22 protein-coding genes and 1 pseudogene are annotated in these 24,734 nt (G+C 52.6%); 14 read left to right on the top strand and 9 right to left on the bottom strand.

Annotation, left to right across the window (positions count from 1 at the left end; genetic code table 11):
- Positions 1 to 1,385, top strand: a pseudogene (locus tag E5336_RS09360) (hypothetical protein); the annotation flags it as partial.
- A gap of 56 nt (positions 1,386 to 1,441) precedes the next feature.
- Here the strand turns inward: E5336_RS09360 and E5336_RS09355 are convergent.
- The 5 genes from E5336_RS09355 to E5336_RS09335 form a co-directional block, all read right to left on the bottom strand.
- On the bottom strand, positions 1,442 to 2,728 hold the full coding sequence (locus E5336_RS09355; RefSeq protein WP_135980859.1) for an ABC transporter substrate-binding protein: 1,287 nt from the start codon (positions 2,726 to 2,728) through the stop codon (positions 1,442 to 1,444).
- A complete protein-coding gene (locus tag E5336_RS09350; protein WP_135980858.1) occupies positions 2,725 to 3,387 on the bottom strand; it encodes a response regulator transcription factor in 663 nt (220 codons plus the stop codon). Before E5336_RS09350 ends, E5336_RS09355 begins: the two co-directional genes overlap by 4 nt.
- On the bottom strand, positions 3,380 to 4,690 hold the full coding sequence (locus tag E5336_RS09345) for a sensor histidine kinase (RefSeq protein WP_135980857.1): 1,311 nt from the start codon (positions 4,688 to 4,690) through the stop codon (positions 3,380 to 3,382). Before E5336_RS09345 ends, E5336_RS09350 begins: the two co-directional genes overlap by 8 nt.
- The gene (locus tag E5336_RS09340) at positions 4,690 to 5,637 is read right to left on the bottom strand and encodes a sugar ABC transporter substrate-binding protein (protein WP_277820840.1); all 948 of its coding nucleotides are present in this window, start codon (positions 5,635 to 5,637) and stop codon (positions 4,690 to 4,692) included. The genes E5336_RS09345 and E5336_RS09340 overlap by 1 nt, the downstream gene beginning before the upstream one ends.
- A 96-nt stretch (positions 5,638 to 5,733) precedes the next feature.
- Positions 5,734 to 6,906, bottom strand: a complete 1,173-nt coding sequence (locus tag E5336_RS09335; protein WP_135980856.1) for a helix-turn-helix transcriptional regulator — start codon at positions 6,904 to 6,906, stop codon at positions 5,734 to 5,736.
- A gap of 111 nt (positions 6,907 to 7,017) precedes the next feature.
- On the opposite strand from E5336_RS09335, the gene E5336_RS09330 reads away from it, so the two are divergent.
- The gene (locus tag E5336_RS09330) at positions 7,018 to 8,532 is read left to right on the top strand and encodes an ATP-binding cassette domain-containing protein (RefSeq protein ID WP_135980855.1); all 1,515 of its coding nucleotides are present in this window, start codon (positions 7,018 to 7,020) and stop codon (positions 8,530 to 8,532) included.
- A gap of 29 nt (positions 8,533 to 8,561) precedes the next feature.
- Here E5336_RS09330 and E5336_RS09325 read toward each other — a convergent pair whose 3' ends face one another.
- On the bottom strand, positions 8,562 to 9,605 hold the full coding sequence (locus E5336_RS09325; RefSeq protein ID WP_135980854.1) for a ribonucleotide-diphosphate reductase subunit beta: 1,044 nt from the start codon (positions 9,603 to 9,605) through the stop codon (positions 8,562 to 8,564).
- A 19-nt stretch (positions 9,606 to 9,624) separates the two neighbouring features.
- Entirely contained in the window at positions 9,625 to 12,138 is a 2,514-nt protein-coding gene (locus E5336_RS09320; protein ID WP_135980853.1) for a ribonucleoside-diphosphate reductase subunit alpha, read from the bottom strand.
- Positions 12,139 to 12,535: 397 nt separating this feature from the next.
- Here E5336_RS09320 and E5336_RS09315 point away from each other — a divergent pair, with 397 nt between their 5' ends.
- The 9 genes from E5336_RS09315 (at position 12,536) to E5336_RS09275 (ending at position 20,182) form a co-directional block, all read left to right on the top strand.
- On the top strand, positions 12,536 to 13,453 hold the full coding sequence (locus tag E5336_RS09315) for a dihydrodipicolinate synthase family protein (RefSeq protein WP_135980852.1): 918 nt from the start codon (positions 12,536 to 12,538) through the stop codon (positions 13,451 to 13,453).
- 23 nt (positions 13,454 to 13,476) lie between these two features.
- Entirely contained in the window at positions 13,477 to 15,039 is a 1,563-nt protein-coding gene (locus tag E5336_RS09310; RefSeq protein WP_135980851.1) for a sodium:solute symporter family protein, read from the top strand.
- Positions 15,036 to 15,491, top strand: a complete 456-nt coding sequence (locus E5336_RS09305; protein ID WP_135980850.1) for a NanQ anomerase/TabA/YiaL family protein — start codon at positions 15,036 to 15,038, stop codon at positions 15,489 to 15,491. Before E5336_RS09310 ends, E5336_RS09305 begins: the two co-directional genes overlap by 4 nt.
- 57 nt (positions 15,492 to 15,548) lie before the next feature.
- Positions 15,549 to 16,460, top strand: a complete 912-nt coding sequence (locus E5336_RS09300) for an ROK family protein (protein WP_135980849.1) — start codon at positions 15,549 to 15,551, stop codon at positions 16,458 to 16,460.
- Complete coding sequence (locus E5336_RS09295; RefSeq protein ID WP_135980848.1) at positions 16,453 to 17,271, top strand: MurR/RpiR family transcriptional regulator; 819 nt, start codon at positions 16,453 to 16,455, stop codon at positions 17,269 to 17,271. Before E5336_RS09300 ends, E5336_RS09295 begins: the two co-directional genes overlap by 8 nt.
- A 240-nt stretch (positions 17,272 to 17,511) precedes the next feature.
- Entirely contained in the window at positions 17,512 to 18,753 is a 1,242-nt protein-coding gene (locus E5336_RS09290) for a serpin family protein (protein ID WP_135980847.1), read from the top strand.
- Positions 18,746 to 19,555: an AzlC family ABC transporter permease gene (locus E5336_RS09285; protein WP_135980846.1), complete on the top strand. Its 810-nt coding sequence runs from the start codon at positions 18,746 to 18,748 to the stop codon at positions 19,553 to 19,555. The genes E5336_RS09290 and E5336_RS09285 overlap by 8 nt, the downstream gene beginning before the upstream one ends.
- Positions 19,527 to 19,757 (top strand): AzlD domain-containing protein, encoded by a 231-nt coding sequence (locus E5336_RS09280; protein ID WP_338400921.1) that lies wholly within the window; start codon positions 19,527 to 19,529, stop codon positions 19,755 to 19,757. The genes E5336_RS09285 and E5336_RS09280 overlap by 29 nt, the downstream gene beginning before the upstream one ends.
- Complete coding sequence (locus E5336_RS09275; RefSeq protein WP_135980844.1) at positions 19,754 to 20,182, top strand: GNAT family N-acetyltransferase; 429 nt, start codon at positions 19,754 to 19,756, stop codon at positions 20,180 to 20,182. Before E5336_RS09280 ends, E5336_RS09275 begins: the two co-directional genes overlap by 4 nt.
- A 409-nt stretch (positions 20,183 to 20,591) precedes the next feature.
- On the opposite strand, the gene E5336_RS09270 is transcribed toward E5336_RS09275, so the two are convergent.
- Positions 20,592 to 20,990, bottom strand: coding sequence for a hypothetical protein (locus E5336_RS09270; protein WP_135980843.1), 399 nt, complete (start codon positions 20,988 to 20,990; stop codon positions 20,592 to 20,594).
- A gap of 254 nt (positions 20,991 to 21,244) precedes the next feature.
- Complete coding sequence (locus tag E5336_RS09265; protein ID WP_135980842.1) at positions 21,245 to 22,741, bottom strand: RNA-binding domain-containing protein; 1,497 nt, start codon at positions 22,739 to 22,741, stop codon at positions 21,245 to 21,247.
- 196 nt (positions 22,742 to 22,937) lie between these two features.
- On the opposite strand from E5336_RS09265, the gene E5336_RS09260 reads away from it, so the two are divergent.
- From E5336_RS09260 to E5336_RS09250, 3 genes are all read left to right on the top strand, one after another.
- A complete protein-coding gene (locus E5336_RS09260; protein ID WP_135980841.1) occupies positions 22,938 to 23,123 on the top strand; it encodes a hypothetical protein in 186 nt (61 codons plus the stop codon).
- Positions 23,124 to 23,175: 52 nt separating this feature from the next.
- Positions 23,176 to 23,838, top strand: a complete 663-nt coding sequence (locus E5336_RS09255; protein WP_135980840.1) for a GNAT family N-acetyltransferase — start codon at positions 23,176 to 23,178, stop codon at positions 23,836 to 23,838.
- A gap of 73 nt (positions 23,839 to 23,911) precedes the next feature.
- Complete coding sequence (locus E5336_RS09250) at positions 23,912 to 24,685, top strand: ZIP family metal transporter (RefSeq protein WP_277820839.1); 774 nt, start codon at positions 23,912 to 23,914, stop codon at positions 24,683 to 24,685.
- Positions 24,686 to 24,734 lie beyond the last annotated feature (49 nt).

Genomic DNA, 24,734 nt, shown 5'->3' with positions numbered 1-24,734 from the left:
AAAGTGTTGCGGCGCTTGATGAAGCGTATGGAAACGCGATCGAAGTTCTTGAAAACGAGAACATGACGCAGGACCAAGTGGATAAAGCGCTGAACGCGTTGAACGCGGCCATCAAAGGATTGACCTTGAAGCCGGAACAACCAGTCGTTGTGGACAAGGCAGCGTTGAATAAAGCGATCGAGGCGGCCGGCAAGCTGAACGAAGCGGACTACACGCCGGAAAGCTGGAAGGCGTTCGCAGCCGCGTTGAACAAGGCGAACGAAGTCGCCAAAGATGACAAGGCGAGCCAGGACGCGGTAGATGAAGCCACGAAAGCGCTGAATGACGCGCAAAAGGCGTTGAAGAAGCCGGAGCAGCCGGTTGTCGATGCCGACGCGCTGAAAAAGGCATGCGAGGAAGCGAAAAACATCGACCGGGAAGCGTACACGGCGGAAAGTGTTGCGGCGCTTGATGAAGCGTATGGAAACGCGATCGAAGTTCTTGAAAATGAAAACATGACGCAGGAACAAGTGGATAAAGCGCTGAACGCGTTGAACGCGGCCATCAAAGGATTGACCTTGAAGCCGGAACAACCAGTCGTTGTGGACAAGACGACGTTGAACGAAGCGATCGAAGAAGCGTCCAAAGTGGATCCGGCACCATACACGCAGGAAAGCTGGGATGTGTTCGCGGCCGCGTTGAAGACGGCGCAAACCGTTGCGGCAAACGAGCAAGCCGATCAGAAAACGGTAGACAAGGCGCTGGCCGATCTGGAAACCGCCAAAGCCGGTTTGAAAGAAATCGAAACGCCAGTCGTTGTCGATAAGACGGATTTGAATGCGGCCATCGAGGCGGCAGGCAAATTGAATGAAGCGGACTACACGCCGGAAAGCTGGAAGGTGTTCGCAGCCGCGTTGAACAAGGCGAACGAAGTCGCCAAAGACGACAAAGCGAGCCAGGACGCGGTGGATGAAGCCACGAAAGCGCTGAATGACGCGCAAAAGGCGCTGAAGAAAGCAGAACAGCCGGTAGTTGTGGACAAGACGAAGCTGGAGGAGGCCATCCAAAAAGCAGAAGGCTTGAAGGAAAAGGACTACACCGCCAAGAGTTGGGAAGCGTTTGTGAAAGCGTTAAACGACGCGAAAGCGATCCAGTCCAAACAAGACGCGTCGCAACAGGACGTGGATGAAGCGTGCAAGGCGCTTGAGAACGCGATCAAGCAGCTGGTGAAACCGGCAACGGGCGGATCGACTGGTACGAGCGGCTCAAATTCAAGTGGAACGACTTCCACGCGCCGGCCATCGGCAAGCACGGCAGCGGCAACTGGCATGACGCAAATGTTCGCGACCGCGGGAGCGAGTCTGCTGGGCATTTTGGCGATCTTGAAGAAAAAATATCGAAAATAAAAACCCATTATATTCTCATCTTCCTTCTATAAAAACAGGACGTTGCCGTCCTGTTTTTACTTTTCGCTTTTCGCGAGATTGAGATCCTGTTCGAGTTTCATGAGCGCGAGATCCAAATCGTCGTCGCCATCTATCATGGATTGGATTCGCGTATCAAGCAGCAGAAGATCCGAATCGTCGAGTTCGACGCTGTATTGCGGATTTTTCTTCATGATGTTGTCGACCAGAGTGGCGGAAATGCCGATGTTTTCATAGTAGCCGTCAATTTCCGGATCGTACTGGTCCAAAACAATCGGACTGACGCCCAAGCCGTTAAACACGATTTCTTTTTGACTTTGCTCCTCATAGCAAAACGCCTTGAGCAGCGACCACGAAAGATTGGCGTAAAGCGTCCGGCTCGAGATGCCCATATAAAGGGAGGAACCGCTGTAAAAGCCGTCTTCTTTCGTTTGCGAAGGCATTGGAATGCAGCGCCAGTCGAAATTGGCGTAGCGCTTGATCCGCCACGGATACGGGTTGTAGGTGATGAACTCCGCGTAGCTCATCGGAGCGAACGCGACGCGGCCCGCGTCCAGATCGTCCTGGTTGGGCGGCGTTTCCTGTTCAAGCTGCCGCAGCTCCTTGAGCCGGCCAATCGCCGTCACGATCGAAGGCTGGTTCAGCTGGAGCCTGCCGCTTTGCGTGGCGAGATGGACATCGTATGCGGTCATCGCGTGGCGCCAGTCGTAGCCGTAAACGCCGAACTGGTCAATCGTTCCGTTGCCGTCCAAATCTTTTGTCACTTGCTTGCAAATGGCGTAAAAATCGTCGACATCCCAGGTTTCGTCCGGGATGGAAATGCCTTCCTTTTCCAGCAGGGAAATGTTGACGAACATCATTTCGGGGTTGTATTCGAGCGGCAGCGCGAACTGCTGGATGTCGTAGCGTCCTCGTTCGAGCGTTCCCGGATAGTAGCGATCCGGTTGAAAATCGGGATCCGACGAAATTTGCGGGTTGAGGTTTTTCAGCACGCCAAGCCGGGCGTACTGGAGCAAGTCCTCGTCCAAAATCAAAAACACGTCCGGACATTCGCCTGTGAGGATCCGGTCGGCCATCCACGAGGGATAGTCGCCATGGCGGATTCCTGAATCGTATTCCACCCGCACCCCGGGATGCTCGGCTTCAAACCGCTCGAGAATGCCGTCCACAAACGCGTATGTCGATGCGGAAGGCACGCCCCAGCCGCCACCTGTGAAAATACCCAGCCGGATCACGGCGGGACGTTGCGCGTAAACGATGGAAAGCGCCAGCGCGAAAACGACAAGACCGGCCGCGACCCATCGCAGCTTTGGCTTGGATATCATTTCCGTTTCCCCGTGTAGCCGTGCTCGACAGCCCAAATCGCCACTTGCGTCCGGTCCCGCAGCTGGAGCTTGTCAAGAATGCGGGAGAGATAGTTGCGCACCGTTCCTTCCGACAAGCAAAGCCGCTTGGCGATTTCCTTGTTGGAGCGGCCGTGCCCGATTTCCTGAATCACATCCCATTCCAGGTCGGAAAGGCCGTCGATGGACGCCTCGTCCACGTGGATGATGGGCGTGTTTTTCATATGGGAAAACAAATCGACCACTTTGCGGGCGATGCCGGGATTGATCATCGCGCCGCCCGAGTGGACGGTCTTGATCGCCTGCTGGAGCGTGTCCAGATCGCCGGCCTTCAGCAAATAGCCGCTGGCCCCGTACTGCAAGGCCGAAAAAACAAAGTCGTCATCGTCGAACGTCGTCAAAATGATGACTTTTGTGTCAGGCCAGCGCGATTTTACCTTTTTCGTGCACAACACGCCATCCATGACCGGCATTCGAATGTCCATTAAGATGACATCGACCGGCTCGCGTTCTAAAAAATCCAGCACCTCCACGCCGTTTTTAGCGACGCCTTTCACGCACAAGCCGTCCTCGCACGACAAAATAATTTCCAGCGAACTGCGGATCATTTCCTGATCGTCCGCAATCAATATTTTAATCATTCCATTCTCCTTTCTGCAGCGGAATTCTCGCTTCGCAAACAAATCCGTTCGATCCGTCGAATCGCAAAGAGCCGTGAATCGTTTCGATTCGCTCCTGCATTTGCATCAAGCCATACCCGGGCACGATCGAGGCGCAGCCCGCTCCGTTGTCCTTGACGACGATGCGCATGTGTCCGGGATCGCTTTCCTCGTGCCAGACGACGACTTGGATCCGGTTGGCATGTCCATGACGGATCGAATTGGTGATGCACTCCTGAATCATCCGGAACAAGGCATCCTCTTTTGTCTTTTCAAAGTCGATCGGGGGCATTTGCCAGCACAGCGTGATCTCGACATGGGACACCGAAATGAATTCGTTGATCATTTTTTTCAGTGCGCCTTCAAGTCCCTGCTGCTCCAGGGCGCCGGGCCGCAGCTTTTGTAAGGAGTTGCGCACATCGCCAATGCCTTCCGTGACGACGTTGCGCACGCGTTGCAGCTGTGGTTTGACCGCCTCCGGCTTTTTGTCGATCATAACCAGACAGGCGTCGATGCCGGCCGCGATGCCCGTCAGCGCGTGGCCCAGCGTGTCGTGGATCTCGCGGGCGATGCGTTTGCGCTCGTTGTTTTGGGCGATCTGCTCCGTGAGCGCCGCGTAGTTTCGCAGCTCCTCGTTGACCTGATTCACCATGTCCAGCTCCTGGGCGATGCTTTCCTTTTCCTCGTACTGGTTGACGGTAAAGCAGGCGATAAACGTGATAAACAGCAGCAGGTTGACGCCTTCGATCAACGAGCAGAGCAGCAGGAGCAGCGCGCGCACCGTCGGGGAAAAGACAAGAAAGTACTGGTGCAAATCGGTCAGCGGGACAATCGGGCTCATGATCGAAAAATTGGTTCCCAAATACAAAAGAACGGCCAGCGCGAGCATCGCGAAAAGATGGCTGTTTTTCAAGTCCCGCACATGAAACAAGCCGTCGCAAATGACAAGGAGCACGACGGACTGGGTCGTGAAATCCAGCAGGAAGAGGATGACGAAGGCCAGTCCCCATTCCATCGCGAGGCTGGAAAACGAAAAGGGAGCCCGGGGCGTGTGGCGCAGCACAAGCGCGGCGAACAAGGCGTACAAGCCAAAGCATCCAAAAAAGACAAACAGAGGGTTTTTCGGAATGTGTTCGAGCGTATCCAGAAAGGCGGCGCTGCGCTGGCGCACGACGACGGTTTTCGTCGCGGTCAAAAACACGCTGGCGTAAAACATGACAATGACGTAGTTTAAGACGACAAGAGCGAGCCGCAGCCGGCCCATCGTCCGAAAATAGGAACGCATCACTGCCAGCCTCCTTTCGAAAAGCGCGAAATCGTTTTCTCGTCGATCATTTCCACTTCGATCACGATGTCTTTCGCGACCGGTTTTCGTTCCAAATAGTCGTACATGGAGCGAATCGCGGTTTGGCCAATCACGTAAGGCGACTGGGCCACCGTGCCCGAAATGCTCGGATCCTGCCCGATCAACGTTTTCATTTCCGGGGTGCCGTCGACGCCGTAAATGCGGACGTCGTCGCGATCGAGCGTCTTCAAAGCCGCCTTGGCGCCCAGCGCACTTGGATCGTTGAGCGCCATGATGATCGTGACATCCGGGGTTTCCTGCAGCATTTGCTGCGTTTGCGGCATGGCGATCTCCAGCTGGCCAAGGCATTCGGCCTCGTTGACGATGCGAAAACGGGAATCGGACGCGATCGTGTCCTTGAAGCCGCGGATCCGGTCGCTGGCGGACTGCACAGCCGAGTGTTTGAGCAAGGCGATCGTTCCCGAATCGTAATGGGTCATGATGTGCCGGGCGCATTGCACGCCGGCGTCGTAGTTGTCGGACACGATGGTGGAAACAAGCGAGGTCGAGTCGCTGAGCGGCACGTCGATCGCGATGACCGGAATGCCGGCTTCCTTCGCTTTTTTCAACGTCGGCTCCAGAGCCTTCGAATCGACGGGATTGACGAAAATGCCATCGACCTTCATCGCGATAAACTGTTCGATTTGTTCTTTTTGCTTTGTGAAATTGAGAAGGGGGTCGCGCACGATCAACTGGTCGCCCCGGGATTCGATTTCCTTGAGCAGCTCGTTGTTGATGACCTCGTAAAACGGATTGTTCATCGTCATGTACGTGACGCCAAACCGCTTGATTTCGCGAGGGTGCGGGGAAATATAGTAAAAATAGAACGGCATGACGAAAACCGCCATCAAGCCGATGAGTAAGAGGAAATACTGTTTTTTCTTCATAATCCTTACCTGGGCCTTTCCAAAACCTTCCATAACTATAGATTATTATACCCGCCTTCCGATAGCAGGACAAAGAAAATAAAAAAAGCCTTGCTTTTACAACAACGTCAAAAGCCGGTATCTGCGCGTTTGGATTACCAGTTCCCGCAATTCCCGTTCAAACACCGGTCCAAAAAACGAGTCGTCTCGGGCCAGCGGCCAGACGTCTTTGGCCAGCGCGTCAAGCAGCGTGTCGGCATTGAGTCCTTTTTCGTATTTCAGCCGGAAATAATGAAGGTACGGATATTGCGGATTGCCCGGATCGTCCGTATTGGATACAAGGCACAAGGAAAGCCGGTCCATTTTATCCAGCCGCGAAAACGTGACGATCGCGACCAGGCGCAACGCCAGGGAAGTGCGGCTCCAGTCCGGAACGGTTTCCAGCCACCGGGCGACGGTTTTTAGCTCGTCTTTCTCGAAAAAAGCCATCGTAAGGTTGTGGACGTAAACCGCTCGTTTCGAGTCGAGGCAGACGTCGTTCCAGTGTGTCGTGATGTGGTTCCACGTGTGCTTCCAGTCGCTACGTTCCGCTTTGGAAAAGGAAATGAGCTTCAAAATCCAAAGATCCATTGTCCGGATGGGATTTTGCGCGTAAGACACCTCGCTTTCGAGCTGGTTGATGTGCACGGAAAGCAAGTGCCGCCGGTCGGTTTCCCACAACCGGTAACCATAGGAGATGCGGTTGGGCAGAAATTCGCTTTGGGACAGCTTCTTTTCCTCTTCAAAAGGAACGCCAACGGAAAGATGGGCGCCATAGCGCATCGCCAGCGCCAGATCCTGCACGCTTCGTGGCCATACCGGTTCCAAAAAGCGCCACAAGGAAGCGGCTTGATCAAACGAAAGCTCGCGGGATAAAAACCGTCGCAGCAAATCCAGAAAGTCGAGCGCGTCGCGGCAAAAGAGATCACGCGAAAACGGACGAAGCGTCGTTTCGATCCTCGTGATTCGCGCTTCCATGGTAGGCACATCGTACGTTTCGTACGCGTCGGCGAGCATGTTCCAGCACCGGTCGGAAAGAACGGTCTGATCCGGTTGGAGCCGGACATCGAATGCCAGCAGCAAGTCTTCGATCAAATCCAGTCGTATATCGCTTTTGCCGTTTTCCAAAAGCGACAATGTCTTGCGCGAACAGAGCGGGTGCGCTTTCAAAAAAGCCGCCTGCGAAAGACCAAGCGCCTTGCGCCGCCAGCGAATCCATTTTCCAATGTATGTTATCTGTCCGTTTTCCATGGAACAATTTTATCAGCGATTGGCTTAAAGCTCAATTTTTTGACGAATGGAACGTTTGACCGCTTTTTGAAAACAAGGAGAGTACGATAGCGAAAAAGGAAGGTGAGCCCCATGAAAATTTCCGATTTGCTGCGGCAGTCCATGAAAGAAAACCGAATGTGTCTCGCGTTGTCACTCGTGCTGGTCGTTCTTCTTTCGCTGCTCGACTTGTATTTTTCCATTTTGTTAAAAGACGCGATCGACGCCATCGTCAATTTCGATCCAAACAGGCTGACGCTTTGCGCGATCAAGAGCGGAATCCTCATTGCCGGATATGGCGGCGTGTACACGTTGTACTGCCGGGCGCGAAACGCGTTTCTTTTCCACACGATGAACGCGTACCGGACAAAGACGTTCGAAGCCGTGATGCGCCAAAGCGGCTCCAAATTTTGTCTTCATTCCAACAAAGACTACGTGGCGATGCTCACGACCAACATGGAAAACGTCCGCGAGGAAGGACTCGATCCCATCGGCAAAGAAGTGAGTCTGGTTGTGACCGGCATCGGAGCACTCGTTCTCATGCTTTCCTACAACGCCCTGCTGACGGCGCTCGCGCTTGGCGTCTCGCTTCTTCCTCTCGTCTTGTCTTTTCAAGCTGGAAAGCCGCTGGCTCAAATGAACGAGCAAGTCGCCGCAAAGCAGGCCGGGCTCGTCGCCGGGGTGCAAAACCTGCTGGACAACCACAAAGATTTGTTTGTGGGCCGGAAGTTTGGATTCGCCAACGCGTTGTACGAGAAAAAGACGATCCCGTACGAGCAAGCGCTGCTCGACAAGCGTGTATGCGTGCAGCGCATGAGCCAGATCGGGGCGCTCAACGCCCTTGTTTCCCAGCTTGGGATTTGCTGCGTGGGCGGCTTCATCGCCATCCGCACCAACACCTTGACGCCCGGCGAAGTCGTCGTCTTTGTCCAGCTGCTCAACTACGTCATCGAACCGGTCACGAATTTGCCGACGCTATGGTCCAGACAGGCCGGCGCGTTTCGTCTTGCCCGTTGTATGGAAGCCTCGCTTTCCCCGTTTGCCGATCCGCAGCCGCTTTTGGCGCTCGAATCCATCCGGTTCGAACATGTCGATTTTGGCTGGGGCGACAAACGCTGTTTGCGAGATTTTTCCTACACGTTTTTGTCGGGCCGCTCGTACTTGATCCAGGCGCCTTCCGGCTTTGGCAAGACGACATTGCTTCGATTGATGCTTGGCATCCTGCGACCCGATTCCGGAACGGTTTTATACAACGGAAAATCCGGTGTGGACATGGACACGCTACTGGAAACGATCGCCTGGATGCCACAGTTCCAGCCGCTGCTCGAAGGGACGGTTTTGGAAAACATCGCGTTTGTTTTGGACGATGCGGACACGGATGTGGCGAACTTGTCGGGCGGACAAGCCCGACGCGTCGAGCTCGAACGGATCCTCGCCCAAAACAAGGCGTGGCTGCTGCTCGACGAGCCGACGACCGGTCTGGATCCCGCGCTTCAGCTGGACGTGCTGCGCGATTTGGTAAAATCGGGGAAGACGTGTGTGGTCGTGATGCACACAAGCGACGAGAACGTGCTCTCGCTCTTTGACGAAGTCGTTTCGCTGCAATAAAAAACCCGGATGATTGTCCGGGTTGGATTTTAGAGGTCGTCGACAAGCGCCGTGCTCTTGGCGTAGGCGGTGCTTTTCGCTTCGAAAAAGTCGGTCTTGACCAGGTTGGCGTTGGAGTACTGGCTCACCCAGCTCATGCTGGCCGGCTCGGTGCGGTTGTCTTCGTACAAATCGCCAAAGCCTAAACCGGACCAGCGCAAATTGCCCAAATAGCGGATGTAGTCGGTGACCATCTGCTTGTTGAGGCCGGGAATGTCGTCGCCAATGACGTAGTGGCCCCAGGCGATTTCCTGCCGGACGCCTTCTTCCAGCATTTCCTTGAGCGTCTGGATCATTTCCGGGGTGAACAGCTGCGGCTCCTCTTTTTGAAGTTCCTGGAAAATGTTGCGGAACAGCCACAAGTGGGTGTTTTCATCCCGATTGATGTATCGGATCTCTTGCGCGGAGCCTGGCATTTTGCCGTTGCGCGACAAATTGTAAAAGAACATGAAGCCGCTGTAAAAGTAAATGCCTTCCAAAATGTAGTTGGCCATGATGACTTTCAAAAAGGTTTGGGCGTCTTTGCGTTCCTGGAACTCGTTGTACAAGTCGCCGATGAACGTGTTGCGCTTCAGCAAATGCTCGTCGGTTTTCCACTGGTACAAAATTTCCTCGCGTTTTTCCGGCGAGCAAATCGTGTCCAGCATGTAGCTGTAGCTTTGGGAATGGACGCATTCCTGAAATGTCTGGATAGACAGGCACAAGTTGACTTCGTTGGCGGTCGTGTACTCGCTGATGTTGGGCAGGTTGGCCGTCTGGATCGAGTCAAGAAAAATCAGAAAGCTCAGAATTTTGTCGTAGGCGCTTCGCTCCGCCTTGGAAAGAAGCGGATAGTCCTTGACGTCCTGCGCGAGGTTGATTTCCTCGGGGATCCAGAAATTGTTCATCGCCTGCCGGTACCAGTCGCTGACCCAGGCGTATTTCAGCGTGTTGAAGTCGTTGAGGTTGGTCGTGTTGCCGCCAATCATCTTCCGCAGCCGCACGTCGGTGTCGCCTTGCGGATTGAACAGGGGCTTTTTTTTCATTTCATTCATGATGGTTCACACTTTCTAGTTACGCGGAGCAGCTTTCGCACTCTTCCACTTCGAGCGATTTGCTCCGGACATAGTATATCGTCTTGACGCCTTGCTCCCAGGCAAGCAAATATAAATCCAAAACCTGGCGCAAGGTGTATTCGTTGGTAATGTACAAGTTCATGCTTTGCGCCTGGTCGATGTGGCGCTGCCGCACGCCGGCCGCCCGCACGCTCCAGCGCTGGTCGATGTGATGGGCGTTTTTATAGTACCAATACGTCGACGGAGAAAGCTCCGGCGCCACACGCGGAAGCATGCTGCCTTTCTTTTCCTCGAGGAAAAACTTGTTCATGATCGGGTCGACGCCCGCGCTCGTGCCCGCGATGATGCTCGTGCTACTTGTCGGCGCGATTGCCAGAAGGTAGGCGTTGCGCATGCCGTTTTGGCGCACTTTCTCTTTGAGCGCGTCCCATTTTTCGCCTTGGTAGCCGCGCTTGGCGAAGTACGCTCCCGTTTGCCAGTCGCTGCCTTCGAACACGCCGTACGAGCCTTTTTCGGCGGCGATTTCGCTGCTGGCCGAAATGGCCGCGAAGTTGATCGCCTCAAAGACGCGGTCGACAAATTCCAGATGCTTCTCGCTTTCCCAGACAATGCCGCGCTTGGCCAGCATGTGATGGTAGCCGCTCACGCCCAGGCCGATGCTGCGGTATTTGCGATTCGTCAGCTTAGCGTAAGGAAGCGGATAGAAATTCAAGTCGATGACGTTGTCCAGCGCCCGCACGACGGTGTGGACGATTTGGCTGAGCGCGTTTTCGTCTTCGACTGGAATGCGCCCAAGCGACAAGCTCGCCAAATTGCAGACGACAAAGTCGCCAGGTCTCGTCGTCGTGACGACGACCGTGTCGCCATCTCTCGTTTCGACTTCGGTGCTCACAGTGGAAATCGGCGCCATGTTCTGGGCGATCTCGGTACACAGGTTCGAGCAGTAAATGATGCCTTCGTGGCCATTTGGATTGGCGCGGTTCACCGTGTCGCGGTTGAACGTAAACGGCGTGCCGGTTTCCACCGCGCTTTTGAGCACGAGCCGGACAAGATCCTTGACACTGACGACGCGTTTCTGGATGCGGGGATCCTCGACGCAGCTTTGGTAGCGGCGCTCCCACTCTTCGCCATAGTAGTCTTCCAGGGCGTAGCCTTTGACGCTTTGGATTTCATGCGGACACATGAGGTACCATGGCGCGTCGATATTTTCCTTGGCCAGCTTCCAAAACAAATCCGGCCAGCACACCGCCGGGAACACGTCGTGGGCTTTGAGGCGGTCGTCCCCGTTGTTGGTGCGCAGCTGCAAAAACTCGGGCAGGTCTTTGTGCCACGCGTCCAGGTACACCGCGACGGCCCCCTGGCGCATGCCAAGCTGGTCGACGGCGACCGCGGTGTCGTTGACGAGCCGGATCCAGCGGATGACGCCACCGGCCGCGCCCTCGAAGCCGCGGATGTTGCTGCCGGTCGCGCGCACTTTGCCAAAATACAGGCCCATGCCGCCGCCAAACTTGCTGACTTTGGCAAAGTTGTCGATACTGCGGTAAATGCCGTTCAGGCTGTCCGGCACCGTGTCGATAAAGCAGCTGGAAAGCTGGTAGTACGGCTTGCGGGCGTTGGACAGCGTCGGCGTCGCCATCGTGACTTGCAGCTGGCTGAGCATGTCGTAAAACCGACGCACCCAGCCAAGCCGGTCGGCTTTTTCCTCCATCGCCAGGTGAAGGGCGATTCCTAAAAACATTTCCTGCGGCGTTTCCAGCGGAACGTGTTTTTGGTTGCGGATGACGTAGCGTTTGAGCAGCAAATCCAGTCCCGACCACGTGAACAAGTCGTCGCGCGAATCGTCCATGAACGTGGCGGCTTCCAAAATTTCCTGCCGGGTGTAGTTTTCCAAAATATAGCGCCCATACAACCCTTCGTGGGTCAAATAGACGATTTTTTCATAAAAGTCGCGCAAGCCACGCTCGTTTAAATCGGCCGCGAGCTGCTTGCGGAACGCGTAATTGAGAAAGCGGGCCGCGATGTGCTCCCACTGGGGCGTTTCCTGGCTTGTCAGCTCGATTGTCGCTTTTGTCAAGGCGTCCAGCAGCTCTTTGGCGGACATGTTCGGCTTGGCGAAGCCGGAAAACTGGCCGGCCAGCGTCGTGAGCGCGTACTGGTCCTGGTCGAAATCGCGCTGGATTTGCAGCAGAACGGGCTCAAGACCCGGATCGAGAACGAGGTTCAGGATCGTCTGGCGCGCTTTGCGAAGCTCGGTCCGTTTGTGGCGGTACAGGATATAGCTTTTCGCCACATCGTAGTAGCCTTGCTCCATCAAGGCGCGTTCGACTTCGTCCTGGATGTGCTCGACGGACGTGGTTTCTTCCGTGACGCGCAGCTCCACCCGGGTGAGCAGGGCGGCCAGCTCGGACGCGGCCGGCTCGATCCCGAGACTGAGAAACGACTTGCGGATCGCTTCCGTGATCTTGCGCGGATCGTACGCTTCCAGCGCTCCGCTTCTTTTCTTTATATACATGGTATTCCTCCAAATCTTTTTCCGTCTTTATTGATACCACGATGCATTCTCAAATACAAATCGCAGCATTCGCGAAAAGGAAACCTTGTTTGGCGTAAATTCCGAAATTTGCACATTTTGTTGAAAGAAGCGGACAATGAAAACGTTTTCTGCTGAAAGAAAATTCATAAAGCTCTTACATTTTGCGTAAAAATTGATACTTTTTAAAAAGAAAGAATGGTTGGACCAAAAAATATTGAAAGTAAAATCTGTTTTATGGGAAATGTTTGAAACTTATTTCTTTTTCTGTATACTTGGAATCAGCTTCGACGAGTGAAAAATCTTGTCGAGAGAAAATAAATCTATATTTTTGAATATTCATCAATATCGTTATTTAAAGACAAACAAGGAGAAACACATGAGAAATTTAGAAAAGTATGAAGGAGTTATTCCCGCGTTTTACGCTTGCCTGGACGAGAACGGCAACGTGGACGAAAACGGCGTGCAGGCGCTGACCCGCTATTTCATCGACAAAGGCGTGAAAGGCATTTACGTGAACGGTTCGAGCGGCGAGTGCATTTACCTGACGGTTCCGGAACGCAAAAAGGTGCTGGAAAACGTCATGAAAGCCAACGACGGGTCGTTGACCGTTATCGCCCATGTGGCGTGCAACTCGACGGAAGAGTCGAAAGAGCTGGCGCGTCATGCCGAGGCGCTTGGCGTGGACGCGATCGCTTCCATTCCGCCAATCTATTTCAAGCTGCCGGAGCACGCCATCGCCAAATACTGGAACGACATTTCGGACGCGGCGCCAAACACGGACTTTATCATCTACAACATTCCACAGCTCGCGGGTGTCGCCTTGACGCCGGGACTGTATGCGGAAATGCGAAAAAATCCGCGCGTTATCGGCGTGAAAAACTCGTCGATGCCGGTGCAGGACATCCAGATGTTTTGCGCGGATGGCGGCGAGGATCACATCGTGTTCAACGGACCGGACGAACAATTCATTTCGGGGCGTCTGATGGGCGCCAAAGCCGGGATCGGCGGCACGTATGGCGTGATGCCGGAACTGTTTTTGAAAATGGACGAATGCCTCAAAAACAAAGATTTGGAAACGGCGCGTGCCATTCAATACGACGTCAACTCGATCATTTATAAAATGTGCTCGGCGCATGGCAACATGTACGCGGTCATCAAGGCCATTTTGAAAAAGAACGAAGGGCTTGAGCTGGGAACGGTGAAAGCGCCGCTCGCGCCGCTTTGCGAGGCGGACATGGTCATCGTGGACGAGGCGGCTGACATGATTTGCGCCGCGAAGAAAAAATACCTCTAAAAAAACAAGAGAAGGAGAATTTCATGCAAGGTTTTACGATTATTGATTTTATTATTCTGGTCGTCTATCTGGGCGCGGTTCTCGTCGCTGGATTGTTCTTTGCCAAAAAAGACATGAAGGGCAAGGAATATTTCAAAGGAGACGGAACGATTCCTTGGTGGGTGACGTCGGTTTCGATTTTCGCGACGCTGTTGTCGCCAATCTCGTTTTTGTCGCTGGCCGGCAACTCGTATGCCGGAACGTGGATCATGTGGTTCGCGCAGCTGGGTATGCTGATCGCGATTCCGCTGACGATTCGTTTCTTTTTGCCGGTTTACGCCAAATTGAACATCGACACCGCCTACCATTATTTGGAGCTGCGGTTTGGCTCGAAGGCGCTTCGTATTTTGGGCGCCATCATGTTTATCATTTACCAGGTGGGCCGGATGTCGATCATTATGTACCTGCCTTGCATGGTGCTTTCCTCGCTGACGAACATCAACGTCAACGTCCTCATTTTGATCATGGGCGTCATCGCGATCATCTACTCGTACACGGGCGGTTTGAAATCGGTGCTTTGGACCGACTTCATCCAAGGCGCCGTGCTCATCGTGGGTGTGACGTTTGGCTGCGTGTACCTGCTTTCGCACATCGACGGAGGTCTGGGTGCGGTGTTCAACTCGTTTTGGTCGGAACAAAAGTTTCTGGCGCCAAACCAGCCGCTCTTTGACGCGAACCTGCTGCGCGACTCCGTGTTCCTGCTGATTTTTGGCGCGGGTCTGAACACGATGGGCTCCTACGTGTCCTCGCAGGACATCGTGCAGCGGTTCACGACGACGACGGATACGAAAAAGCTGAACAAGATGATGCGCACGAATGGCTTGCTTTCGATTTTCATGGCGACGGTGTTCTACTTGATTGGTACGGGACTGTACGTGTTCTACCAGCAAAATCCGCTGCCGCCAGCGGCCGCGCAGGACCAGATCTTCGCAAGCTATATCGCCTTCGAGCTGCCGGTGGGCATTACCGGCTTGCTGCTGGCAGCCATTTACGCGGCTAGCCAGTCGACGCTTTCGACCGGTTTGAACTCGGTCGCTTCCTCGTGGACGCTGGACATTCAGTCGCGGATCTCGAAAAAGGAAATGAGCTTTGAAAAACAAACGAAAATCGGCCAGTACGTGTCGTTGTTTGTCGGCATTTTCGCCATCGCCGTAGCCATTTTGCTGGCCAGCGGCGGCGTGACGAGCGCCTACGAGTGGTTCAACGGATTCATGGGACTTGTGCTCGGTATTCTTGTCGGCATCTTCGTGCTGGGCGTGTTCTTCAAATCGGCCAACACGTTTGGCGCGTTCATGGGCTTTATCGCCGCGTCGATCATCATGATCGTCATCAAGTACCAGTTTACGGACATCTCGATTTGGTCGTACTCGATGATTTCGATCGCGATCTCGCTTCTTGTCGGGCTGCCATGCAGCTGGCTGTACACGAAGTTCACGCACAAAGTGCTGGAAGTGCTTCCGTACACGACGTACGCCGACTTTAAAAAGGAAAAGGCGTCTGCCCGCATGGAAAAACTGGTGAAACCGGCAAAAGGAACGACGTTATGATTTTTGGACAAATCAAACACAAGAACGACGAGACGTTGAGCCAAGGCGTCCGCGCGGCGCTCGACTTTGCCCGGACGCACGATTTGGCGGCGTTTGAATTGGGAAAACATGAAATCGACGGCGACGATTTGTTCGTCAACGTCGTGGAATACGAAACGACTTCGCCGCAGGATCGTTTCTGGGAAGCGCATCGCGACTATTTGGACGTGCATGTGCCGTTGCGAGGCGACGAGCAAATCGACTTGAACTTTTTGACCAACATGGCTGTTAAAGACTATGAGAAAGCCGCGGACTTCGTTTCGATGGATGGTGGAAAAAACGCGAGTATCGTCATGGCGCCGGGCGACTTTCTCGTTTGCGATCCGCAGGACGCGCACCGGACGGCGGTGGCGGTCGACGGAAAGCCGGAACGAATCAAAAAAGCGATTTTTAAAGTAAAAATTGAACAATAAGACAGAACGGCACCGGGGTACTGGTGCTTTTCTGCATCGTATAAAGGAGGATTTATCATGAATACGTTTGCGTGTGTGGATATTGGCGGAACGGCCATTAAATACGGGATCTTGCGTGCGGATGGCACGATCGTGGAAAAGACGGAAACGCCGACCCAGGCGCATTTGGGCGGCGTGGCGCTGGCTGGCAAAGTGAAGGGGCTTGTCGAAGCGCTGATCAAAAAGGATCCGGCCATCGCGGGGGTGGCGATCTCGTCGGCGGGCGTCGTGGACAGCGAGAAAGGATGCATCATTCACGCTTCGGACGCGATTCCCGGATATATCGGCGTCGACTACAAGGAAGTCGTTGAACGGCCGCTGGGTCTGCCGGTGGAAGTGGAAAACGACGTGAACTGCGCGGGTCTGGCGGAGGCGAAAAGCGGCGCGGGCCAAGGAGCTTCCTCGATGCTCATGCTGACGATCGGAACGGGGATCGGCGGCTGCTTTATCGAAAACGGGCAGCTGCTGAACGGCTCGTGTTTTTCGGCGTGCGAGGTCGGATACATCCCGATCGACGGCGTGCCGTTTCAGGATGCGGGCGCGACGACGGCGCTGGTCCGGGATGTGGCGAATCGGAAAGGCGAACCGGAGGAAGAATGGAACGGCAAGCGGATCTTCGCGCTGGCGGATGCGGGCGATGCGGATTGCGTCGCAGCGGTCGACACCATGTGCGAGGTGCTGGGCCAGGGCATGGCGATGATTAGCTTTGTGCTCAATCCGGAGAAAATCGTGCTTGGCGGCGGCATCATGGCGCAGGGCGAAAAGATGCGGGATCGTCTGGAACGGGCGTTTGCGGCGCATACGATCCCGCTGATCGCCAAAAACACGAAGATCGCGTTCGCGGGCCACGCCAACGACGCGGGCATGCAGGGCGCGCTCGTGCATTTTTTGAATAAGCACCCGGAACTGGGCGGCGAGAACCATGGATAACCAGTACAAGTCTGTCCTTCCTAAAATCGAGTCGGCGTACGAGAAGCTGACGCAGCTGGAAAAAAGCGTGGCGGATTTCTTTTTGAGCAATCGGCAAATCGTCGATTTTTCCGCCAAAAGCATGAGCGTGCGGCTGGCGATTTCGGAGGCGACGTTGTCCCGGTTCGCGAAAAAGTGCGGATTCCGGGGGTATCGGGAGTTCATTTATTTATATGAGAGCTCCCTGAACCAGTCGGAGCTGTACGAGACGGTGGCGCAAAGCTCGAAATCGGTATTGCGGGCGTACGAGATCCTGCTGAACAAAAGCTATTCTCTGATCGACGAGGACCAGATGAGCCGGGTGACGGAGATGCTTTCCCTGGCGCGGCGCACCTATGTGGCGGGTAAGGGAAGCTCGGGCTACGCGGCGATGGAAATGGCGCACCGGTTTACACGTGTAGGCGTGGACATCAACGCGCTGACCGACTCGGAAATGATGATGATCCAGGCGGTCATGCGTCAGGAGGACGATTTGGCGATTGGCTTTTCGCTTTCGGGCGCGAGCCGGGAGGTCGTCGGTTTTTTGCAGGAATCGAAGCGAAAGGGCGCGACGACGGTGCTGGTGACGGCCAGCGCGGACGAGCACCACAAGGCGTATTGCGACGAGATTATCTTCGTGCCATCGCTGAAGCACATGGACCGGGGCAATCTCATTTCCCCGCAGTTTCCGTTGCTCGTGCTGATCGACATGTTGTATACGAGCTTTATGGAACTGGACCGGGCGCGTAAGCTCAAACTGCATGAGCAGACGCGCAAGGCGATTGATAAATGATGCAAAATTGAAAATTACACGTCGGCATGTCCGGCGTTTTTTTTGAGAGGAGCTTCAACTTGTTTAAGTAACGTGATATAAAGAAGTTGAAGGGAAAACTCATCGACAAGAAGGCGATGTTGACACGAAAAAAGGATAAATGAGGATCGAACCGTTTACACGTCGGCGTGTCCGGCGTTTTTTGTTGTGATTGGACGGCGTTTTCGTTATTCTAAAAAGGAAGGAAAAAAGGAGAAGAGAATGAAAAAAAGATACCAACATGGCATGGCGCTGGCGATGTGCTTGTCGCTGCTTTGCGGATGCGCGGCTTCGGGACGCGAGTACACGGCGCAGGTGCCAAAGACTGTGAAGTATTCGGACGACAACATCGACGCGTGGTCTGAAAACAAGCAGGAACTGGCGAACCAGTACGAAGGGTACGCCGACGACATGGATCCGTTTTATGAAAAGATGACGTCGACGCTGCTGGCAAAGGAGAAAAACGGGGTCATTTCGCCGCTCAACTTGTACATGGCGATGGGCATGCTGGCAAAAACGAGCGCCGGACAAACGCAGGCGCAGATCCTGGATGTGCTCAACCAGAAGGACACGGACGCGCTGGAAAAGAAGGTGAACGCCTTGTGGCTGGCGACGTACAGCGACGATGGCCGGATGACGAGCCGGCTGGCCAATTCGCTGTGGCTCGACGAAGGATTCCAATACAAGGAGGCGACGCTCAAAGCGCTGGCCGAGGATTTCCATGCCTCGTCGATGATTGGAAAGATGGGCAGCGACGCGTTCAACGAGCGGCTGCACACGTGGATGAATGAAAACACGGGCGATTTGTTGAAGAAGGAAGTCGCCGATGTGAACTGGAGCGACCAGACCCGGCTGGGCCTTGTGTCGACGCTGTATTATCAAAACACGTGGACCAGCAAGTTCGACGCGGCGCAAAACACGCACGAGACGTTCCATGGCCGTTCGGATGAAAAGGCCGAGTTCATGCATGGTCAAATGACGGTGCCATACGTGAAGACGGACGCGTACGAGGCAATCGCGCTGCCGATGGACGACGGCGCGAGAATGTGGCTGTACAAGCCGGTGGATTCGCCAAACGCGGTATGGAGCGAGAGAAAAAGCGACGAAGGGGAGCGGCGCATCGTCAACGTGTCGCTGCCAAAATTCGACGTGGCCGCCACGATGCAGTTGAAAGACGCGTGGGAAGCGCTTGGCATCACGGATGTGTTCGACGCGTCAAAGGCGGATTTCTCCCCGTTGAGCGACGAGGATCTGGTTCTTTCCAGCGTCGAGCATGGCGCGCGGGTGAAAGTGGACGAGTCGGGTGTCGAGGGTGGCGCCTACACGGTCATGTCGATCGAGGCGACGTCTTTGATCGAGGAGGAGCCAGTCGACTTCACGCTGGACCGGCCGTTCGCGTTCACGATCGAAAGCGCGGATGGATCGCTGCTGTTTGCCGGACAGGTGTATTCGCTCGATGCGTGACGGGAAAGGACAGTTTCGGCAGGGACTGAAAGATGGCGTGCCTGTCGCGCTCGGTTATTTTTCCGTGTCGATCGCCTTTGGCATGATGGGCGTTTTGCTTGGCCGGCCCGTTGGCGAGACGGTGCTCGTTTCCCTGACGAATCTGACAAGCGCGGGACAGTTCGCGGGCGTGCGGCTGCTGGCGGCCGGCGGCACGCTCGTCGAGTTGTTTTTGACGACGCTCATCATCAACGCCCGGTATTTTCTCATGGCGCTTTCCGTGTCGCAAAAGCTGGATCCCAAAGTGACGTGGAAGGAGAAGCTGCTCATCGCGTTTGGGATAACCGACGAGATCTTCGCGGTTTCGATGGGCCATAAAGGCGCGTTGACGTTTTGGTATATGATGGGGCTGATCGCTTTGCCCGTGCTGGGCTGGACGCTGGGAACGTATACGGGCGCGGTGGCCAGTTCCGTGCTGCCTGACAGTGTCACGAGCGCGTTTGGCATCGCGTTGTACGGCATGTTCATCGCCATCGTGGTGCCGGCGGCGAAAGACCACAAAAACGTGTTTTGGGCGGTGGCGCTTTCGATACTGGCCAGCTGCGTTTTGTTTTATGCGCCATGGTTTTCGTTTTTGAGCGATGGCTGGAGCGTGATCGTCGTGACGGTGGGAATCAGCGCTTTGATGGCGTTTATTGCGCCAATCGACGAGCAGGAAAGGATGGATGAAGATGGCGATTGCGGGTTTGATGGTGATGGCCCTGACGACGTATGTCATTCGGGTGAGTCCGTTTTTGATTTTTCGCAGGAAGATCACGAATAGGCGGGTGCAAAGCTTTTTGTTTTATGTGCCATACGTCGTGCTGTCGGCGATGACGTTTCCGGCCGTGTTTTACGCGACTGGCAATATGGCGGCTTCGATCGCGGGTACGATCGTGGCGACGGGTCTGGCGTACCGGCGGCACAGTCTGCTTGTCGTCGCGATTGGCGCGGCGGCGGCCGTGCTGGTCGTGGAGCTTGTATGAGCGGCACGCGCAAGGCGGGTATCGAAGATATGCCGTTCGTGTACGAGCGGATGTGCGATTTGGAGCAGACGATCTTCGACCGGGAACGGTTCGCGGTTTTGTTTGAGGCGCAGCTCGACGACAAGACGATGGAATCGCTGATTTACGAGGTGGATGGCGTGCCGGCGGCCTACGCCGCGATACGGTACGGGACATATTTGCACCATTGCGCCAAGACGGCGGAACTGATCGAACTGGACGTCGTCGAGCCGATGCGAAAAGAAGGCGTCGGGACAAAATTTTTAAAGGATATCGAGATGCTGGCACGTCAAAAAGGATGCGTGGAGCTAGCGCTTGCGACGAATCAAAAGCGAAAAAAGGCGCACCGGTTTTACGAAAAACGAGGGATGAAACAGACGCACTTCACGTATACGAAAAATATTTAAGAAAACCTTAAGAAATGTATTGACTTTCCTAGGACAATCCAGTATATTATGGAAGCAAGTTGTTTGGGGAAGCGACTTGTAACATCATAATAATGAAAAAAAGCGAATCGGGAATCCAATTATTATACTTTCAAATGAATAATACTATCCTATACTCAATCCTTGATACCATATTCTAGTAGCATGGTTCCTCTTTCGGTCGCAGAAGATTGCGAAAGGATTTCCGAGCGCCTTGATTATGTGTGAGCTGAATACTCTACATAAAAAGACACCCGAAAGAAAAGAGCATGTTATATACAATTTGAGAGCGTCGGCTCTCATTTTTTTTTATATTCTGCCCGTAAAAAAAGGAATACCCGTTTCGTTCGAACGCGGATATTCCTTTTTGTTTTGCGTTGCCGGTCGTTCGTTACTCGTCTTCCGCCCAAGGAATGATGAACGCCATGTCGTGCATATAATCGGAAAAGCCGGGCCAGGAAACGATCGCTTTGTCACGGATCGTTTGAAGATGGTCTTTCCATTGCTCGTAAAGCGTCTCGTCCTCGCCTGCCATGCCCGCGACTTCGTAATACGTGTCGAATACGGCGTCGCAAAAGCCGGCTTCATTTGTTTCCCCGTAGTCAAGAGCCAGGTCGATAAAGGTCAAGCACAATTCGCCAAACGAGTCGTTTCCCAGTCCAAGTTGTTGAAAATCCGACAAGACGCGCTGCGCCTTTTCCAGGGAAAAAGGGCGTTTGCGAAAAATCGCATAAAGCTCGTTTTTGCTTGCCTCGAATTGTTTTGGTCCTTTTCTTTTTGTTGAATCCATTCCCATTTGTTTTCTCCTCTTTTGTGTTTTTATACTTTCTGTTGCATCCATTGTAACAAACAGCAGGGCGATCGCCAAAGGGGAATTGTCAGGGAGCGGGAAATGATTTCTCCAGCAAATCTCCAGCAAATCTCCAGCAAATCAAAGCTAAAAAAGGAATATCATACTTTAAGTAAAGTGGTTACTCCTTATTTAATTTGATTTTTTTAATAGTTGCAGGCAAAAATCTCCAGCAAATCTCCAGCAAATCTCATTTATAATTGCTTGGCAAGAATATTCAGTGCCTCTTTCGTTAATGTAAGAAGTTCTTGATTCGAACGAGTGATTGTATATTTTGTGGCTACAGATTTTCCGACACGTTTGATGATTTCTTTTTTGCAAAGCGAGTCTAAGGTTTGTTTAGTATGGTATTCACTTAATTCTGTTGCTTCCTGGATTTCCTTTTTTGCCTTAGGGTTAGGGTAGTTTGTCAAATAATTGATTATAAGTATCTCTTTTTCCGTTAGATCGGGGTAGCTATCAGCAAATTTAACAGTCCAGATAGATAATCGAGTTTTTTCTAAGTCGGTTTCTATTTTTGGTGTTCTAAATTTCCATTTTAAAGAAGTCCCAAATATTTGTTGGCCACCAAAACCTTGTCTTTCGGAAAAACCGCAATTTCTAAAAAAACTCATAAGCATTTCATTGCGAGGTCGAGACTCTCCTCCTTGAGTAAATTGATTAATTGGAATTAGAAGTTGACCAGGATTCTCAAAAATATAAACGCCATTATGAATTTCGATTTTAATAGACGGATAGGATTGCTCATAATCCGCATGTGCTAAACAATTTACAAGAGCTTCGCGTAAAGATACTTCGATTGCCCTAGGATTCGATCTTTCTAAATTTTCATCTAATGCGAAAGGGGAATTAAAGCTATTGAGAAATTTTTCCCAAACTATATTAAAAAAGTTGTATACATTCATTTCAAAATCATAAAATTCGTCAGAAGCAATGCGATCATCCCATCTATTCTGCCCGGAGATACGATTAAAATAATCCAGATGAAAATGTGGATAAACTTTTTTAATTGATTGATATTTACCTAAAAAGAGCAAAGTTCCTCTTTTAATAGCATAAGTATTATTTTTTTGAAGATAAATAGCACCGATTCTTATAAGAAAATCTGTATCAGATAATGATTCAAAACGATTAGGATATTGCTGATTAAATTTTTTTCTATAACGATTTATTGTAGGAGAGTCTAAATCATCTAAAGAAGTGTTAGGTGCTGACAAAGAATCCATATCTGGCTTTGCGTTTCTAAACGTAGCGCGTAATTCATCGTTTGTCATTTTTAAATCAGCACTTCCTTTTCTGATAAATGAATTTTCAATATTTCCGCCACAAAAAACTGGTTTTTTGGATAAAGGAGCTTCTTCAATATCTATTTGAAGAATCGTTTTTCCATCAATGTTAATTAAGGTTATATTTTCCTCATTGGAATTATCATAGTTTACTTTACTTGGATTTCGGCAAGTGACAATGAAATCATCAATTACTTTTCTAGGATTTTCGACGCCTAAGATGATATTTTTAGGAGAATTTTCTTTGATTCCTAAATAAATTGTTCCACCATTTGTATTTGAAAAAGCGGAATAGGTCTCCCATAAATCTTTGGGCAGAAATTTACTTTTTTTTATTTCAGTAGAACAATCTTCTTTGAGTGTTTCAAAGAAGGTTCTATCTTTTTCACCTTGTACTATTTGCATACCAAATCTCCTTTTTATTTTATCCTACATAGGAAATTTAAAAAAGTAAATAATGCTGAAACGAGGATTGGAAATTTTCCCAAAAATGGTGCCGGCCATGTCAAAAAACACGGAAAAATGTAAACGCTTTTCAGGTTTTGTTTCTGAGCTTTCAAGCGTATAGTAAAAGTGAATAAAGGTAATGGAGGAGCCTGACGTGAACAAGAATGATAGACAATATGCCAAATGTTCGATTTTGCTGAATGAACAAACCGCTTTGCAAATGGAAGGCGGAAAAGTGAAATTGGCGATTCTTCCGGTTCGCCGAAAAATGTGGGGTGACGTTTTGAACGACCATTTTAAACGGCGGGAAGAAGAAAAAAAATCGGCGTATTTCGGTTAAATATACAGCAGGCAGCGCGACTGCCTTTTTTTGTGGAAAAGAGGTTTTGAAAATGAGAAATAAAGTGGATATTCCTTTTGAAAACGCCATCCAGGCAGGTGGACGGGTCGTGCGCCACGACAAAGAGGGAAAGCTGGTCGAAGCGCCTTCCGGCGTGTGGATGCTGCGCCAGCCAAACGAGTCCGTGTGTCGGGCGTGGCTGGCCGGGCTGGATCGCCAAAAGGTCGAGGTGATGATGGTGCAAGGGAAGAAAGCGCGGGATCTTGCCATGGTGACGCTTGGGTTTTCCTCGGCGCACGCCTGCCAGCTGGTCGTTTGGCCAAATTCGAAAGCCCCGGCGACAGCTTTGACGCTTTCCTTCCGGAAGGCGCGGGCCGATGATTTGGATTTCATCACCTCCCGTTACGATTTGCTCGAGCGGGAGGAGCTGGCCGCCTACATTGACAACGGGTATCTTTGGATCGCCTTACACGAACAAACGCCGATCGGGTTTGTCGGCCGCCACGCGGAAGGTAGCATGGGACTGCTTGAAGTGTTCGAACCGTTTCGGCGGCATGGCTTTGGCGCGCAGCTGGAAACATTCATGATTGGACAAATGCTTTCGGAAGGATTCACGCCTTACGCGGATGTGTTCGCCGACAACGGAAACTCTCTTTCTTTGCAGCGAAAGCTTGGGATGACGTTTGTTCCTTGCGAAACGTTCTGGCTGTTTTGAATAGCGTTCAAACAGGCGATCGTGGCTTTTTTTTGTATAATGGGGGCAAAAGAAAGGAAACCACACAATGTCAATGGAACTATTACAAGGGGTGCTCATTCCGTTTCTCGGAACGACATTGGGCGCCGCCTGCGTGTTTTTTGTGAAACACAACGTCCATGCCGGCACCCAGCGCGCGCTGACCGGATTCGCGGCCGGCGTCATGGTCGCCGCCTCGATTTGGAGCTTGCTCGTGCCCGCCATGGAACAATCGGAATCGCTGGAAGCGTTCGCGTTCGTGCCCGCGGTGGCGGGCTTTTGGATCGGGATTTTGTTTTTATGGATCCTGGATCATGTCGTTCCCCATTTGCATCAAGGCAGCGACGAGCCGGAAGGGGTCAAGGCGGCGCTCAATCGAAGCACGATGCTCGTTTTGGCCGTCACGCTGCACAACATCCCGGAAGGCATGGCGGTTGGCGTGGTGCTGGCCGGCGCGGCGCAAAACGGAATGATTTCCCTCGCTTCCGCGATGGTGCTCTCGCTTGGCATCGCGATTCAAAACTTTCCCGAAGGGGCGATCATTTCGCTACCGTTAAAATCGGAAGGCATGGGGAAGGCGAAAGCGTTTGGCTATGGCGTCTTGTCGGGCGTCGTGGAGCCGATCGCCGCGGTGGCGACGATTTTGGCCGCGCGCTATGTCGTGCCCGTCCTGCCGGTGCTGCTCAGCTTCGCGGCCGGCGCGATGATGTATGTTGTCGTCGAGGAACTCATCCCGGAAATGTCGGCCGGCAAGCATTCCAACGTGGGAACGCTTTGGTTCGCGGTCGGATTCACGCTCATGCTCGCGCTCGATGTGGCGCTCGGATAAAAACAGGTCGTTTCGCCTCGAATGCCACTCTGTAACAAAAAGAAAGAAA

The organism is Dubosiella muris (genome assembly GCF_004793885.1).
GTDB lineage: Bacteria > Bacillota_I > Bacilli_A > Erysipelotrichales > Erysipelotrichaceae > Dubosiella > Dubosiella muris.
This window is presented reverse-complemented; position numbering and strand designations above follow the sequence as displayed.